Origin of the sequence: Pseudomonas sp. Q1 (assembly GCF_009935975.1) — a bacterium.
Classification (GTDB): domain Bacteria; phylum Pseudomonadota; class Gammaproteobacteria; order Pseudomonadales; family Pseudomonadaceae; genus Aquipseudomonas; species Aquipseudomonas palleroniana.
This window is the reverse complement of record NZ_QODI01000002.1, coordinates 309,724-326,404: the sequence shown is the minus strand read 5'-3', so window position 1 is coordinate 326,404 and position 16,681 is coordinate 309,724. Positions and strand designations below refer to the sequence as shown.

Genomic DNA, 16,681 nt, shown 5'->3' with positions numbered 1-16,681 from the left:
GAAGTGAAACCGGTCAGATTGAGGCAGAATCATGCCACATGACTCGCGTTTCTCGCGACTTGAATGACGTGGCTCATAACCAGCCCGAGGCGAGAGGCCATGCCCTGGGAATCGAGACACGCCCGCCACTTCCGCTTGCAAATAGCTTCACACCCAAACTGCCGGGCTTTGGGTAGAGGCGGCTGCTGAGACTGAAGCGCCCGTTTTCCTCGAACACCTCAATGGAGGAGCGATCAAGGAACACACGCAGTGCCAGTAACCCTTGTGTCGGGTCTATCGCCACGCTGCGCTGACCGGAGACTTGTGCGCCTGAGCGGCTGCGGTCAAGTACCAGGCGCTGCAACACCGCATCGTAGTAGAGCAGGGTCTGTTCTTGGCCATCGTCGCTACAGCGCAAGGCGATGCCCAAGTGCCCATCGGTGCAGTCGAGCAAATCCAGATATACATGGATTTCCAGCCTATCGCCGTTCACTTGCGGCACGCCCCGGATTCCCGCCTCATCCCACCAAGGCGTACTCGGCAACGCAGCCTCGCGTAGGGCGGTCAGCTCCCGTGCCGGAAACATGCAAAGGCGGTCCGCGCAAAGTTCAAGTTCGCGTGGCAATCCGAGCATGCCGCACCAATGATGGGCCTGACTTGGCATCGGGCTTTCCCACATGTCGAGCCAGGCCCACACGAGGCGCCGTCCATCGGGGCTCAATAGCGTTTGTGCGGCATAGAAGTCGTGGCCATTATCCAGCTCGATAAACGGCCCTCCAGTGAAGTGCCATTCGTTGTCGAGTCGGCCCACCCGGTAACCCGTCTGGTACTTGTTGAGCCGTTCGTAACCTTCGGCTTGCATACCTTGAGGGGAGTACAGCAGCACATCGTGTCCGTTTAGCCGAAACAGATCCGGGCACTCCCACATATAGCCATCGCCTTCGCTGCCGACTGCCACATAATCAAGAAACTCCCAGGCGTGCAGATCGGTGGAGCGGTACAACGGGAGCAGCGGCATATCGCCCAGACGTGCGCCTGCAATGAGGTACCAATAGTCATTTTCCTTCCATACCTTGGGGTCGCGAAAGTGCATGATGGCGTCTTGCGGCGGGGTCTCGATGACGGCGCCATGCTTGACGAACTGGATGCCGTCGGCGCTGGTGGCCAAGCATTGAACTTGACGGATCAAGCGTTCATCACCCACTTCCCCCAACCAGGTGTGGCCGGTGTAGATCAGGGCCAAGGTATCTCCACACACCACCGCACTACCGGAAAAACAACCGTCACGGTCGAAGTCTTCGCCGGGTGCTAGCGCAATGGGCAGGTGCTGCCAATGAACCAGGTCGGCACTCTTGGCGTGCCCCCAATACATAGGGCCCCATTTCGCATCGAAGGGGTAATGTTGATAGAAAACGTGGTATTCGCCACGAAAGTACACGACCCCGTTAGGGTCGTTCATCCAGCCTGCCGGGGGGGCGATATGATAGCCCGGTCGATAATCCTGGATGACGCGAGACAGGCCATCAGTCAGTGCACGCTGCGCAAGGTCGAGGCAAGAGGGTATTGGATCGTTGAGGTTATTCGACAACATGGTCATATGGCCTGTACTCGGGCTGCATGCACAGAGACATCACTGCGCAGGTTTTCAATGAACGGTGGGGGGCGCTTCAAGGCTGCGCCGTCGCCGTCGAACAGATGCAGGTTATCGATGTCCAGCTGCAGCTCGACCCGATCGCCAGCCTGCCATCCGGCGCTGACCTCACAACGACAGATCAGTGGCTCGTCCTGGCCTGTTTCGAGGTGCACATAGGTTTCGCTGCCAAGGTATTCGACCCCAGCCACGACGACTCCGGCGGCGGCCTCTGTCGCTTTGAGCGAAATGTGCTCGGGGCGAACCCCCATGGTCAGCTGCGCACCCGCCGCCAGGTTCGAGCTATCGAAGGGCAGGGAGGTCAGGCCCAGCACGGGGGCGTCAACCAGGCTGGTTTCTCCCGGCGTCTGCAGGCGCGCCGGCAGAAAATTCATTTTGGGCGAGCCGAGGAAGCCGGCGACAAAGCGGCTTGCTGGACGCTCATAGAGTTCGCGCGGTGAGCCGACCTGCTCTACGCGACCACCGTTGAGCACAACAATTTTATCGGCCAGGGTCATCGCCTCCACTTGATCGTGGGTGACGTAAATCATTGTCGAGTCAAGTCGAGCATGCAGCCGGGCGATTTCGTTGCGCATCTGCACGCGCAAGGAGGCATCCAGGTTGGAGAGCGGCTCATCGAACAGCAAAATGTCCGGTTCCCGCGCCATGGCCCTACCCATTGCCACGCGCTGGCGCTGCCCGCCAGACAGTTCTTTTGGTTTGCGTTGCAACAGCTTGTCCAATTGCAGGATTTGCGCGGTTTTCAGTACGCGCTCGCGCAAACTGGTCTTCTCGGTCTTGGCCAGTTTGAGACCAAAGCTGATGTTGTCGTAGACGCTCATGTGGGGGTACAGAGCATAAGACTGAAATACCATGCCGACGCCACGTTCGCGCGGTTCCAGATCGTTGACCCTTCGCCCATCGATCAGCAGGTCGCCGCCGCAGATCGAATCCAGCCCGGCGATCAGTCGCAGCAGGGTCGACTTTCCGCAACCCGAAGGGCCAACGAAGACCACGAACTCACCCGCAGCAATGTCCAGGCTGACGTCGCGAAGAATCCGCGCGCCGCCCAATTGTTTGTTCACGTTGTCTAGCTTCAATTTGATCACGATGCTGTTCCTTGTAGTTGTTGGGCATCAACCCTTGAGCGCGCCGGCAGTGAGACCGGAAACGATTCGACGCTGAAAGATCAGCACCAGGATCACCAGTGGAACGGTGACCAGTACCGATGCAGCCATGAGCAGCCCCCAGGGCAGCTCATGGGGGCTCCCACCGGAAATCAAGGCGATGGCAACTGGCACCGTGCGTTGTGTGTCTGTGAGGGTGAAGGTCAAGGCGAACAGGAACTCGTTCCACGCAGCGATAAAAGCCAGCAGCCCCGTGGTGACCAGTGCGGGCCATAGCAATGGCAACAACACCCGGGTAAGCGTGATCCAGGGCGAAGCGCCATCCATGATTGCCGCTTCTTCCAGTTCATGAGGGAGTTGCCCCATGAACGTGGTCAGCACCCAGACAGTGAAGGGCAGGGTGAAAATGGTGTAGCTCAGGATCAGCGCCCAAGACGTGTTGTACAGCCCTAGCGCGCGGATCACTTCGAACAGCCCCGACAGCACTGCGACCTGGGGAAACATCGACACGCCGAGAACCATCATCAATACCGTGCCACGCCCACGGAATTTCACTCTTCCCAAGGCATAGGCGGCCGTCACACTGAGGAACAGCGCCAATGTCACCACGCAAAGCGCGACTAGCAGCGAGTTACCGATAGCCCGCAGGAATGAGGCTTGGTGGAGTACCGTCGCATAGTTGGAGAAGTCGGGATTGCCGATCCAGTAACTGACCTCGAACAAAGCGCTGGACGGCTTGAGTGAGGTCACGATGGCGTAATAGAAAGGGAAGACCGCATACAGCAACAACACCCCGATCAGGCACCAGAACCCGAAGCGCAACAGCGCTTTTTTGAGTACGCGCAGGCTCATGATCGAACCTCCATTTGACGGCGTCCGAGGTAGAGATAAAGCATGGCGATTACCGCAACGACCAAAAACAGCAGAGTCGAGGCCGCGCTGCCGTATCCAACATCCTGGAATTCCATCAGATGTTGGCGGGCATAGACCGACATGCTCATGGTGCTGGAAGAATTTGAGGTCAGCACATAGATGACATCGAATACCCGCAAGGAATCGAGGATGCGGAAGATCGCGGCCACCAACAAGGCGGGCATCAACAGTGGAAGCGTGACGCGCCAGAACACTTTCAGCGGATGAATACCATCGACCTTGGCGGCTTCGTAACAATCGCTCGGCAACATCTGCAGGGCAGCCAGCATCAGTAGCGTGACAAAAGGCACCGTTTTCCAGACATCGACGATGATGACCGCCCACATCGACAGATCCGCATCTGCTGTCCAGGCAAGGGGCGCATCAATCAGGCCGATGCTCAGCATCATGTGATTGATGATGCCGAACTGGTCGTTGAGCATCCAAGACCAGATCTTCGCCGAAACAATGGTAGGGATCGCCCACGGAATCAGAATCAGCGCACGCACCAGGGAGCGGCCTGTGAACTTGATGTTCAGCAGCAACGCCACCAGCAGCCCCAGGACGACTTCCAGTCCCACCGACACCACGGTGAAATGCAACGTGTTGCGCACAGCGTTCCACCATTGCGGATCAACCAGGATGCCCGACCAGTTGGCGCCGTCGCGGGACAGATAATTGCTCAAGCCCACGAAGGATCCGCCACCGGTGTCCGCCAAGTCGGCATCGGTCAGGCTGAACCAGAAGGTCCGCAGTAGCGGCCAGGCCGCCACCAGGGCCAGACACAGCAACATCGGCGTCAGGAACAGCCAGGCGGCGCGTATCCGACGACGCTCTATGGGGGTTTCCCTGATGAGCAGGTGCTCATCAGGGGAGGCATGGGTAATAGAGGCAGGCATGGTGATTTTCTTCCTTGTGGCTTACCAGTTCTTGCGTTTGATGCGCGTGAGTTCGCTTTCCAGTTCGGTCAGGGCCTGATCGACAGGCAACTCGCCTGCCAGCACGCTATGCACTCGATCGAAGAACGCATTGGAGACCCGTGGGTAGCGCTCGGCCGTGATTGAGGCGGGACGCATCACCCCGTCGTTGAGAATGCTGCGGAGTTGGCTGTAATACGGCATTGCTGCGAGCAATTCGGGGTCCTGATACAGCGACTCGATAACCGGGTTATAGGCGCCGATCAGGGCACGATGTTTTTGCTCTTGAACACGGGTGAGATAGCTCACCAACTCTGCCGCGATTTTTGGATGAGCGCTGTAACGCGATACCGCCAGGCCCCAGCCGCCAAGTGTGGATGCATGGCTACCGGTGATGCCGCCTCGGGGCAGGGGAGCGACCCCGACCTTGTCTTTTACGATACTGTCCTGGCTTTGCACCAGGGCCCAGACATAAGGCCAGTTACGCATGAACAAGGCGTTTCCAGATTGGAATACGCCACGTCCTTCTTCCTCGGTGTAGTTGAGTACGCCGCGCGGAGAGATGTCGCCTACCCAGCCTTTCGCCAGGGCCAAAGCCGTTCTTGAGGCCTGACTGTTGACCACGATCTCTCCGCGTGGATTGACCAGGCCGCCTTCCGGTTGGCTGCTGATCCACTCCAGCGCATTACATGTCAGCCCCTCGTAAGCGCGTCCCTGAAAGATATAACCCCACGCATTGGCATTCCCGGCGTTGCGTTCAGCCTGTTGGACATCCCTGGCGGTCGTGGTCAGTTCCTCCCAGGTCTGGGGAACCGGCTTGTTGTATTTCTCGAGCAAGTCCTTGCGGTAGTACAGCAGGCCCGAGTCGGTGAACCACGGCATCGTCACAAGCCGTCCATTCACTGTCGCGTTATCCACCTGCGCCTGGAAGTAGCCTTGCGTCGCATCGGCGGGCAGCACTTCGCGCAGATCCAGCAGATGCTTGGCCAGCATGCCGGGCCACACCATGTCGATTTGGATGATGTCGATGTCAGTGGACTGCGCACTCAGAATTTGTTGGTAGAACGACAACCTCTCGGTCGCCGAGTTAGGTGTGGAAACCACTTGGACGTTGTGGCCGGTCTGTTTCGACCAGGCATCGACCGCTTCTTTGCAGAGTTGCAACTCCGCACCCACCGCGCCGCACGAGATCGTCAAATCAGCTGCGCTCGAGAGGGATGGAAGCCCGAAGTAGAGGGTGAAAAGTGCAGCAGGAAGAAGAGATTTCAGATGTTTCATTGATCACCCTTTATTTTTGTTTTTAGAGAAGTTAACGTTAACACGGCTAAATGTAGCAGCGAATTTGCGATATGGCATCCTTTTTTCGTCGTTTTGAACAACTCAAAAACTCACGTAAAAAGGGCCAGTCGCGCGACCAGACAATAAAAAAAATAGGAAATCTACATGCACAAAGGATCAAGCTGGCTACTTGCAGGTGTGCTCGGCACATCGGCGGCAACCGCTCAGGCCATGACTCTGGAAGAGCGCATGGCCGCGTTTGAAGCCCGTGCCAGCGCAGCGGAACAGCGTGCGGCCGCGGCGGAGCAGCAGACCCAAGCGCTTGCCCGGGAGCTGCAGCAGATCAAACTCTCCACGCTTGCCTCGCAGCCCGCCACGTCTGCAGCGACAGCGACAGCCATTGCGGGGCCTGCGTTGGATACCCGACTGGCGAAACTCGAAGCCCGTCAGCAAAGCCTGGAGAAGGAGGGCGGTACCGGACACCTGACTGATGGGTTCAGCTTCCACGGCTATGCCCGCTCTGGATTGCTGGTCGACGAGGGGCTGGGTGGTGGCCGTGGTGGCCCTTATACAACGCCGGCTGGCTCGGTTGGCGGTGCAGTCGGGCGACTCGGTAATGAAGACGACACCTACATGCGCATAGACCTGTCGAAAGAAATCTATGCGCAAAACGGTACCCGCTCCAAATTCACGGTCTCCATCGCCGACGGGGTGGAAAGCTCCAATGACTGGACGGCCGATGAGAGCAAACTGAACGTACGCCAGGTGTTCACAGCGCTTGACCATGTGGCTGCGTTCAAAGGGAATTCACTGTTCGAGAATGCCACGCTGTGGGCAGGCAAGCGATTCGATAGAGATAATTTCGATATCCACTGGCTGGACTCGGACGTCGTCTACCTGGCCGGCACCGGCGGTGGAATTTACGATGTGCAGATGAACAAGAATTGGCGCTCGAACTACTCCTTGATTGGGCGTAGCTACGGGGACTTCAGCCAAGGCGGCATTAATGCCAATGTGGAAAGCTACATCCTGACCTCCAACCAGTTCTTCGAGGACGGTCAGTGGCAGTGGATGTACAACGCCATCGGCGCAAAGAAAAACGATTTCGGCACTCGCACCAACAAGGCGGGTTTGACGCCTGCGAATTCCGGCTTGCACACCCTGTTGGCCAATCACCAGAAAACCTTTTTCGGCAGAGAAGGCTTCTTCAAAACCGCGCTGCTCTATGGGCAAGGTCTGGGGGCCGAGGTCAAGAACGTTGGCTCGGATGGTGAACTGATTGACGACGCCCGCGCTCTGCGTCTTGCACTTTACGGTGAGACGCCTATTGCGCCTGACTGGCGCATCGGGCCCAGCGTGCTGGCTGAACAAAGCAAGGATAGATACGTGAAGGGGGACGACTACCGCTGGCTAACCCTAAACGTGCGTTTGGCTAACCAAATCAACAGCAACTTCGAGATGGCCTACGAAATGAGCTGGCAAACCATGAAGCTCGACCCCAAGGGCTACCTACAACGTAATGCAGTCGACGGTAACTTTTGGAAATTCACTGTGGCTCCGACATTCAAACTTGACGTTGGCGATCTTCTCACGCGTCCCGAGTTGCGAGTGTTCGCAAGCTACATGAACTGGTCTTCGGATCTGGACAGATACAGCACCTCAGACGCCTTTGGCATGACGGACTTCCGCGCTGGGGGGGTATGGCAATACGGTGTACAAATGGAAACGTGGTTTTAACATTTGATGGTACTTGACCGAGCGTGGCCAGTTGCTGTCCGTTGCGACGGGGAGCAACCGGCCATCAAAGTGCTAAGTATTTTGCAACTTGAGCCACTCAAGGCTTGCAGCTGTAGTGCTGGAAGGACGGTATTCACATCCGATCCATCCGGTGTACCCACGCTGCTCCAGAGCCGCAAACAATTCAGTGAAATTCATCAGGCCTGTCCCCGGCTCGTGGCGGCCTGGGCAGTCTGCAATCTGCACGTGGACGGTACGCTCATAAAACAGATCCAGAATAGTTGCCGCGTCGCCGGTCAATAACTGTGCATGGTAAAGATCAAGGATCAGTCCAATACTCGGGAAGGTCTCCAGCACCCGTTGCGCCTGGCTGAAATCCGACAGGTAATACCCCGGGATTTCTTTTGGGCTTATCACTTCAATCAGGGTCCGTATCCCCTGATCTTCAAAATACTTGACTGCATATTCCAGGTTGCTCATGAAGCTGGACGCAGCCGAGACTTGTGTCGTAATCCCAGACATGATGTGCACGTTTGAGCAACGCAACACCTTCGCATACCTGGCGGCCAGGGCTAAACCTGCACGAAACTCTTCTTCCTTGCCTTGCAGCGCCGCAATGCCCTTGGTAACGCCGGCCGGTGCGGCAAATTGGATGAGAGGCAGGGAGTATTGAGCCAGATGTGCGGCTAAGTGACTGGCTTCAAATTCATAAGGAGAAGGAAACTCCACCGCCTTGAATCCAGCAGCGGCAGCCGCTTCTATACGCTGGAGAAAAGGCAAATCGTTAAATTGAAAGCCGAGATGAGCATTGAACTTGAGCATTCGGTAAAAATCCATTTTTGAAAGAGGTAGTCATCGACGTGGACGCTGACCTCAAGACGGCGACAGCGAAGTCATCGCAGGCATATTAACGAGACGCCTCCATCACGAAAAATACTATGTTGTGATTTGTATGATCACTAATTGTTATGCTTGGGGTTTTGAGCCGAGTGTGACTGTCATGAATCTCAAAGCCTTGATGGGCTGCGTAGAAGTTGCGCGGCGAGGTAGCTTCACCAAAGCCGCCCAGAGCCTGCACATCGCCCAACCCGCGTTGAGCATGGCTATCACGCGCTTGGAGGAGGAGTTGGGCGTGACGCTTTTTAACCGTGCGGCACGACAAATAACCGTGACGGCTGAAGGAAAAAGCTTTCTTGCACATGTCGAAGTCGCTTTGCTCGAGTTAGACATGGCCCGCCAGGAGCTGCGGGATATGGCGCATTTACACAGTGGTGAGATTCGTCTCGGCGTGCCTCCAATGTTTGGAATCCACTACATTCCGCAAGTACTGAACGCTTTTGGCACGCGCTATCCAGGCATCGTGATGACGGTGGTTGAAGGCAGTGCGGATGACATCAGCCAGCGCCTGGAAAATCGTGATATCGATGTCGCCCTATTGGAGTCTCGTCGAGTCAAGAGCGGATGGGACTCGGTTCTGCTAGGCACCGACGAGATGGTGTTGTGCATGAGCGATAGCCACCCCCTTTCTGGCGAGGCGTTTATCGAGGCCTGGCGTCTGCAAGATGAGAAAATGGTGCTGTTTGACCAGACCTTCCTGCAACGCCACCTGTTCGACAGCTTCTGCGACGCTGCAGGAGTCGACTATCGAATAGCCTTGCAAAGCAATTTCGTATCACTGGTCATCAAGGCCACACTGGACGGCATCGGGGCCTCTACATTGCTGCGCTCCATTCAACAGAGTGTACCCGGCATGGTGGGTATCCCATTCAAACCGGCACAGACCATGAGTTTCAGCCTGTGTTGGCGAGCTAACGAATACTTGTCTGTCGCAAACAAGCGATTTATTGAGTTTGCTCAAACAACCGGTTTTTTCAGCAAAGGCTCCGACTAATAGTCGATGGAGTTGGAGTGCCTCTGCTCCTATGTTTCCGTGCATCCGTATTGCCATCGGCCTGTGTCGAGCTGATTGTCGCGAGCGCGAAGATGTATCTGTTTAAGCTCCAGGGGGAGGGGAGGACCCTATCGTGCGATAACCGAATCGCAAACATCTTTTTTGGACGATGGAAGCCCGTAAACGTCTGGCCAACACCGGTCGAGATTCAATTGTTCGCCTGAGCAATTGAGCATTTCAGCACTGTTATCGAGCATTTCGGCACAGTAACCACTCTTTGCTCAACCTAGACTAGAGCTTCACTTTAAGACTCAGATGGAGTCGCGATGAAAATCAGATTAATCCTGCCCGCACTCTCCATGGCAGTAACATTCAGTGGATACGCTGCCGATTTCGTACTGACCAGCCGGGATATTGCTGACAATCGCCCGCTGACCAGTCGCGAAGTGTTCCAGGGCTTCGGTTGCGAAGGTGGCAACACTTCTCCTGAGCTTTCCTGGATAAACGCCCCCACAAGTACTAAAAGCTACGCGATCACCGTTTACGATCCCGATGCGCCAACCGGTAGCGGTTGGTGGCATTGGACGGTGTTTAACCTGCCAGCTTCCACCCATAGCTTGCCTAGAGGAGTGGGGGCGAACCTGCCCGTCGGCGCGGTACAAGGGCGAACCGATTATGGTCAGCCGGGGTTTGGTGGAGCTTGCCCACCTGTCGGAGATAAACCCCATCGCTATCAATTCACCGTATGGGCATTGAAAGCCGATAAACTACCGCTCGACAACCAAGCCAGCGGAGCCTTGGTAGGTTACATGCTCAACGCTAACGTCCTGGCCAAAGCGACCATTACTTCAACTTACGGACGTTAAGAACGATGCGCCCATGTGACGGCATACAGCACCGGGAAAACATTATCGATGCATGTGTCATACGGGCGCGACAACCCCTCAGCTTGCCAAGGGTGCCGGTGTTCGTGACCACCTTGTGTCGAGTGCGACAGGGGGAAAAACTGTTGCAATGGGATGATCGGGAGATGCGCGCAGGGCCTCATCATCTGATTCTGATGCCGGCCGGGCGCGAGCTTGGTATCTCCAACTTCCCCGGCCCTCACGGTCACTACATCGCCGATGCGGTGACCTTTCCCGTCTCGACATTGCGTAACTTCATCACCCGATATAGCCAGCAGATTATGAGCTGTCGTGGTGTACTGAAGACCGATCTATGCGTTCCTCTGGACAGGCACACAACCCAGGCCTGGGAGCAGTTGTTGGTCGCCATCAATGGGAACGCCCCGCAGGCACTTTGCACACATTATGGGGAAGCGGTTCTTCTGAGCCTATGCCTTGGCGGCCAGATCGGATCTCTGCTGATGGGACGCAACGATCCACTGTGTGAACGTGTGCAGCAACTGGTAATGGCCAGTCCGGAAAGAGACTGGACGGTCGCAAGCATCGCACAACACATGAACCTGGGTGAGTCGACATTGCGCCGCCAACTGGCGAAAGAGGGTAATAGTTTCAGGAATATTTTGGAGGGCGTTCGACTGTCGACAGCATTACAACGGTTGCAAACAACTTCTCGCCCGATCGGTGAAATCGCCGGTGCCTGCGGTTACGCCTCGGCCTCACGTTTTGCTGTGCGCTTTCGCTCACACTATGGCCTGTCACCACGTGAGTTGCGGGCGGCGATTTGAGCATTTTCGTGAGGTCTTCCCGTATTGTTGCTGCCCTCGACGCGATTGACTCTCGCGATCGACGTAATACGGGCCTGGCACTCCACTAGGCATCCCCCAATTCTCTGGGTCTAGCTCGACCAGTATCAGCGGGGCATGCTCTGAAAATCCGAGCTGCGAAACGATCCTTTTACTGATCAACTGATACAGCTGGCGCTTGGAGTGGGCAACTCGATTGACGAGTGCCTGCGTTACAGTTCTCCGCAACAGTAATGGCCCACATTTGGGATCAGCAAGGCGGAGTCATTTTTTCTTAGCATGATAGAATATTGCGTCCAGCATGGCTGCCCTAGCACGCCAAGCCTTAGCCTCGTTACCGCTGCTGGGCATGGGTGACTTCCACCAAGGCGCTTCCTGTATGCGCTCCACGACTTCTGGCCAATAGCGGTCGTAGTCGAGCTTGTCAGCTCGTACCATGCCTACATCTCGCGCTAATTGCCCTCTGTTTTGCGCATCAACACACAAGAAAACATCGGGGCGTTTCATGGAAAGCAGGCGAGTCGCCGTACCCAACCCATGCCTGCCGGATGGAAAGCCCTTGATGAATTCCCTGATGAAGGTGTCGTAGTGATCTTTAGTCACCGCCCCTTTGAGGGGAATAGCGTCTAGGGCTATGGAAAAGGCTGGGGCGCTGGCATTCATCAAGTTGTAGAACTTACCCGCTCCTGTCATTGATCCAAACCATTCTGGGTGATCGATGGTGGTGCTCCTGAGTCCAGCAATTCCAAGGCGCGCCTGAAATGGGATGTCATTGAAGTGCTGCGTACTGGTGAAGTGACTGGCGACCTGATCCAACATGCCCAGGCGATCTTCGAAACCGTGGATTTTGTCCTTCTGAATCGCAGCGTAGAAAGTCGGCCAATCCATCGTCATCACCGGCGACTCAACCTCGGGCTTGGAGGCAGGAACCCCTCCGTAGGTGCCTTCAAGTTTTTCCCTGAGCCGCGCCTTGATTTTCCAGATCCTGCGGTAGCTATCGGCGTCCTCCTGGACAATGCTCCTGCCTCCGTAGCTCCTAATGATTTCCAAAACATCATGCAGCAGTTCAGGCGTTCCGTCCTTATAGGTGAGGAGGGTGGTCAACTCCGTGTTTTTGTTGATTGCTCCTGCCGTGAGGTTGGCACTGCCAATCAAAACCTCCCAACTGTCGTCTGTCCAGAAAGCAAACACTTTGGGGTGGAAGACCCCCTGAGGTTGCAGAACGAATCTGACTTGGTTGGACTTCACAAATTCGTCAAGAACATCGGGATGGGTCTGGTAGAAATGTGTGCCAATCACCCCGGTAGCTATTTTGGACTTTGCCTTCACCAACTCTGTGAAAACATCCGTTCCGGCAGACGCCCATGCAGTGCCGAAGCTGATATGGTCGTAACTCCTGATCAGTCTCAGCAGATTGGATTTGAAAGCTGTGTTGGTAGAGATCAGTTTCACTAGGCGGCATTCCGAATGGAGACTGCACATCATATATTCGTTCGCCCTAACAGCGGGGCTTTCTAGAGAGAGGTGACGACCCTCGCGAAGATCTCACCGATCTAATGGTCATGTTGAACCCTGGCGAGCCTTACGTAGCTTTCTCCCGCACCCTCGTTAAATCATGGATAAACCTGGGGAGCCCGAAACTAGAGCAGCAGGACGCCTGCGAGGGGGCAAACTTTAGTTCTAGGCAACAACCTAAAACCTTTATTTTCGGGGTTTACAGGGAAGCGATGACTCGTTTTGTCCACGATTCGCAACGGTCCCAGGGGGTAGTAGCATTGGATAGCTCGAGAGAAGTTCCGTTCGGGTACAGTATTTAACATAATATACATTATGCGAACCATCGGAACATCTCACTAGGGACTCTGCTCAATGCTTTTCATCCAATACTACCACCCGCAAAACGGCATTCCGCCAACGCGCCGGATTCCCTTCCGGCACATTACGCTCGCTTCATACCATCCCAGGAATCAATGCGAGTACTCTTGAAACCAATCAACAACGTGACCCACCGTACGATCAACCACATCAGGCTGTTCGTAATATTGGAAATGATGAGTACCGTTCTCCCAGATCAGTTTTTTGTCTGCGGTGGGAATAGATTCAAAATGTCGACGTGCTGCCGCCGGGTTCATGCAGGTGTCCGAATGCACTACAAGTGCCGGCTTCTTGAGTTTGGCTACGCCTGGCACCGTGGTGTAATCGAAATGGTCCAGGTCACTCATGATTGCATAGCGGTTTTCCCAGCCTTTGAGCGTCCATGGGCCATACCAGCTCCACACTAATGGGCCTGGTAGACCTGCGTCGGATCCAAGTACCGGATCGCCCAGTTCCGCACAGACCAGCGGTTGGTAGACGACTTCACCAGTGGTTTCGTAGCGACGCTTGGCATCACGCGCACGCTCCAGTCGTGCGGCGAGCAATGCTTCCAATTGTTCGGTCGTGGGTGCAGTCGCCGGGTCAAACGGATTTTCGCTGACGCCGGCTGCAAGCATGAATAGGTCGGTTTCACGGTCGCGGTAATAACCCGTGATGGATGCAACGGCGCTTATCCGGTCGTCATAAGAGGCGATGTCCAGCATTTCGGGCCCGCCCTGGCAAATACCCAGCAGGAACACGCGTTTGCGGTCGATATCCTGTCGCGTGAGCAAGTGATCCAGCGCCGATACGACGTCTTCGTTTTTCATCTTCGGGTTTTCCAGGCGCCGCGGCATTCCTCCACTTTCACCGACGGTACGGGGGTCGAATGCGAGCGCCGCAAACCCTTCATCTGCAAGTCGAGTTGCGTATTGGGTCGGGGCCTGTTCTTTGGAAAACGAATAAGGCCCCAGGAGTACAACCACCGGATGAGGTCCCTTCCCTTTAGGCCGGTAAAGTACGCCGACGACGCTGTCGCCGTGGGAGTTGAAGGTTAGTTTTTCAGCTGTGTAGTTGCCGTGCGTGGACATATTTACGCCTCCATAGTCGTGAGCAGGTCCAGCTTATGGGATACTCACTGGTGCGAATATGGCCACAATACTTGATAAATACATGAACAACGCTCATCAACTCAAAGGCGTGGATTTCTTCACGCTGACGGTATTTCTCGCAGCGGCAAAACATCTCAACTTCCGTGCGGCGGCGTTGGAACTGGATATAACGCCGTCGGCGGTCAGCCATTCGATGAAGACACTTGAACAGCGGCTGGGTGTGCGTCTGTTCAATCGAACCACACGCAGCGTGTCGTTTACCGAGGCTGGCGAACGCCTGGCTAAAAAGCTCTCTCCGGCGATGTCTACAATCGCCGACGCCATGCAGGAAGCCGATGATAATCGTGGGGTTCCCAGTGGCACCATCAGGATCAATGCGAGTGAAGGCGCTATTCGCATGGTCTTTCGTCCGGTGCTTGCCCGCTTCCTACGCGAGCATCCGTCGATTCACCTCGATGTGGTGACTGATGGCAAACTCAGCGATATCACCGCCGATGGGTTCGATGCGGGCATCCGGCTGGCTGAAGCCGTGCCTCAAGATATGATTGCTATTCGTTTGACTGAAGACATACGTTTCGCCGCAGTAGGATCACCGGGTTACTTTGCCGCACGTGGACGCCCGCAATCGCCGCAGGATCTTCATCAGCATGACTGCATCCGGTTTCGATTCGACAGCGGCGCGATTTATCGCTGGGAATTTGAACGCCGAAGCTGCAAGGAAAGCATCAACGTCAACGGTCCGCTCACGTTGACCGATCAGCCTTTTATGGTCGAAGCGGCCATGGATGGCATAGGCATCGCGTTCGTGCCCGAGCATCTGGTACTGGACGCCCTGGCCGATGGCCGGCTTGAGCGCGTGCTGGATGATTGGTGCCCTTCAATGCCGGGACTGTGCCTCTATTATTCCGGGCACCGTCATGTGTCAGTCGCCCTTCGTGCATTGATTGACGCTCTTCGCAGGGCGGAATCTAATCCTGTGCCCTCTCCCGTCAAGAACAGCTGATTCTATAACTCAACTAAATGACTATTTAGTTGAGTTATAGAATTGCCCGAAGCCTCCCAGCTATTGCTTGCTCTCGTCTGCCTTGCCCTCCTGCATCTGCACAGAAGACTTGGTTCCACTGGAGTTTTTCTTCGTCGCATTATCGGCATTGTCAAAACACCCATGAAGCATGAATACGCTGCACAAGCCCAAACACAGATAGAGCTTTTTCATGATAGTTCTCCCGTAATCAGTGTGCCCTGCCCCCTGCTTAAGCTGCGGGTTTGAGCACAACCTTCGTCCAGCCATCGTCACGCGCGTCGAAATGCTGGTAGGCCTCTGGCCCTTCAGCGAGTGTGAGGCGATGAGAGATGATCTGCGACGGCTTTGCACGTCCGTGATGGATAAGCTCGGCCAAACGACGATTGTAGGCTTTGACGTTGGCCTGCCCGGTCCGGATCTGCTGGCCCTTGAACCAGAATGCACCGAAATCGAAGGCCATCTTGCCCTCCTTCGCCAGCTCATTTTTTGCCCCTGGGTCTTGCGGTACGAACACGCCGACGACGCCGATTCCGCCAGTCGCCTTGGTCGAGGCCACAAGATTATTCATGGTCAGGTGATTGGCTTCATGACCGTGGCGGTCGCAGCATTGATAACCGACGCACTCACAACCACGATCGGTACCTTTGCCCTGGGTCAGGTTCAATATCTGATCCACGGCTTCTTTTTCCAGCGCGTTGATCGGCGTTGCGCCCATCTGGGCCGCCAGCTTCAAGCGATCAGGTTGATTGTCGACCACGAACACCTGGGACGCGCCCTTGATCATGGCTGCGTGCGCGGCCATCAAGCCCACCGGGCCGGCGCCGTAGATGGCAATGCTTTCGCCCGGCAACAGGCCGGCTAATTCAGTGGCGTGCCAGCCTGTCGGGAAGATATCGGAGAGCATGACGTAATCTTCTTCGCGCTCTTGCGCATCTTCGGGTAACACCAGGCAGTTGAAATCGCCATACGGCACCCGCAGCAATTCTGCCTGGCCGCCCTGATAAGGCCCCATGTCGGCGAACCCATAGGCAGCGCCCGCAGTGCCCGGATTAGCCGTCAGGCAGAATCCGGTCAGGCCTTTTTCACAGTTTTCACAGAACCCGCAGCCGATATTGAAAGGCAAGCACACCCGGTCACCGACCTTGACTCGATCTACACCAGAGCCAATTTCAATGACCTCCCCCAGGTTCTCGTGGCCAAACACCCTTCCCGTTTCAAACGAAGTACGGCCTTCATACATGTGAAGATCAGATCCGCAGATATTGGTGGTGGTGACTCGCACCAGAATATCGGTGGGTTTCTCGATTTTGGCATCCGGAACATTTTGCACGCTGACGTCACGAGGGCCGTTATAAACGATGGCTTTCATTGCGTTCTCCCAGAAGCAAGACGAAAAGAAGTTTTCGTCAGCACATGTTTAATCTGTCCGGGAGAGCAATTCGTATGTTCAAGAAAATCGCATCAAGTCTGACGAGCGGTGCTCTGGATGAACGCTCAAAAAATCTGAATTAT

General features: G+C 55.6%; 15 protein-coding genes. 5 read left to right on the top strand and 10 right to left on the bottom strand.

Annotated elements, in window-relative coordinates:
• Nucleotides 1-73: 73 nt before the first annotated feature.
• From DK870_RS04495 to DK870_RS04475, 5 genes are read right to left on the bottom strand one after another with little or no spacing between them, the layout of a single operon-like run.
• Complete coding sequence (locus DK870_RS04495; protein WP_161548067.1) at nt 74-1,576, bottom strand: sucrose-6-phosphate hydrolase; 1,503 nt, start codon at nt 1,574-1,576, stop codon at nt 74-76.
• Nucleotides 1,573-2,718, bottom strand: coding sequence for a sn-glycerol-3-phosphate ABC transporter ATP-binding protein UgpC (locus tag DK870_RS04490; protein WP_161548066.1), 1,146 nt, complete (start codon nt 2,716-2,718; stop codon nt 1,573-1,575). The genes DK870_RS04495 and DK870_RS04490 overlap by 4 nt, the downstream gene beginning before the upstream one ends.
• Before the next feature lie 27 nt (nt 2,719-2,745).
• On the bottom strand, nt 2,746-3,588 hold the full coding sequence (locus tag DK870_RS04485; RefSeq protein WP_161548065.1) for a carbohydrate ABC transporter permease: 843 nt from the start codon (nt 3,586-3,588) through the stop codon (nt 2,746-2,748).
• Nucleotides 3,585-4,547 (bottom strand): carbohydrate ABC transporter permease, encoded by a 963-nt coding sequence (locus DK870_RS04480; protein ID WP_161548064.1) that lies wholly within the window; start codon nt 4,545-4,547, stop codon nt 3,585-3,587. Before DK870_RS04480 ends, DK870_RS04485 begins: the two co-directional genes overlap by 4 nt.
• 21 nt (nt 4,548-4,568) lie before the next feature.
• Nucleotides 4,569-5,843, bottom strand: coding sequence for an ABC transporter substrate-binding protein (locus tag DK870_RS04475; protein ID WP_161548063.1), 1,275 nt, complete (start codon nt 5,841-5,843; stop codon nt 4,569-4,571).
• Nucleotides 5,844-6,008: 165 nt separating this feature from the next.
• Between DK870_RS04475 and DK870_RS04470 the strand changes: the two genes are divergently transcribed.
• A complete protein-coding gene (locus DK870_RS04470) occupies nt 6,009-7,580 on the top strand; it encodes a carbohydrate porin (RefSeq protein WP_161548062.1) in 1,572 nt (523 codons plus the stop codon).
• 72 nt (nt 7,581-7,652) lie between these two features.
• Here DK870_RS04470 and DK870_RS04465 read toward each other — a convergent pair whose 3' ends face one another.
• Entirely contained in the window at nt 7,653-8,402 is a 750-nt protein-coding gene (locus DK870_RS04465; protein ID WP_161548061.1) for a hydroxypyruvate isomerase family protein, read from the bottom strand.
• A gap of 178 nt (nt 8,403-8,580) precedes the next feature.
• On the opposite strand from DK870_RS04465, the gene DK870_RS04460 reads away from it, so the two are divergent.
• The 3 genes from DK870_RS04460 (at nt 8,581) to DK870_RS04450 (ending at nt 11,161) form a co-directional block, all read left to right on the top strand.
• A complete protein-coding gene (locus tag DK870_RS04460) occupies nt 8,581-9,471 on the top strand; it encodes a LysR family transcriptional regulator (RefSeq protein WP_161548060.1) in 891 nt (296 codons plus the stop codon).
• A gap of 326 nt (nt 9,472-9,797) precedes the next feature.
• Entirely contained in the window at nt 9,798-10,337 is a 540-nt protein-coding gene (locus tag DK870_RS04455) for a kinase inhibitor (protein WP_090371079.1), read from the top strand.
• A 5-nt stretch (nt 10,338-10,342) separates the two neighbouring features.
• The gene (locus DK870_RS04450; RefSeq protein WP_161548059.1) at nt 10,343-11,161 is read left to right on the top strand and encodes a helix-turn-helix transcriptional regulator; all 819 of its coding nucleotides are present in this window, start codon (nt 10,343-10,345) and stop codon (nt 11,159-11,161) included.
• 282 nt (nt 11,162-11,443) lie between these two features.
• On the opposite strand, the gene DK870_RS04445 is transcribed toward DK870_RS04450, so the two are convergent.
• A complete protein-coding gene (locus tag DK870_RS04445; RefSeq protein WP_161548058.1) occupies nt 11,444-12,631 on the bottom strand; it encodes a phospholipase D family protein in 1,188 nt (395 codons plus the stop codon).
• A 515-nt stretch (nt 12,632-13,146) separates the two neighbouring features.
• The gene (locus DK870_RS04440; protein WP_104993790.1) at nt 13,147-14,124 is read right to left on the bottom strand and encodes an alpha/beta hydrolase; all 978 of its coding nucleotides are present in this window, start codon (nt 14,122-14,124) and stop codon (nt 13,147-13,149) included.
• A gap of 82 nt (nt 14,125-14,206) precedes the next feature.
• Here DK870_RS04440 and DK870_RS04435 point away from each other — a divergent pair, with 82 nt between their 5' ends.
• The gene (locus tag DK870_RS04435; RefSeq protein ID WP_161548057.1) at nt 14,207-15,148 is read left to right on the top strand and encodes a LysR family transcriptional regulator; all 942 of its coding nucleotides are present in this window, start codon (nt 14,207-14,209) and stop codon (nt 15,146-15,148) included.
• 60 nt (nt 15,149-15,208) lie between these two features.
• On the opposite strand, the gene DK870_RS29315 is transcribed toward DK870_RS04435, so the two are convergent.
• A complete protein-coding gene (locus DK870_RS29315) occupies nt 15,209-15,361 on the bottom strand; it encodes a hypothetical protein (RefSeq protein WP_178126855.1) in 153 nt (50 codons plus the stop codon).
• A 37-nt stretch (nt 15,362-15,398) separates the two neighbouring features.
• Complete coding sequence (locus tag DK870_RS04430) at nt 15,399-16,538, bottom strand: glutathione-independent formaldehyde dehydrogenase (protein WP_161548056.1); 1,140 nt, start codon at nt 16,536-16,538, stop codon at nt 15,399-15,401.
• Nucleotides 16,539-16,681 lie beyond the last annotated feature (143 nt).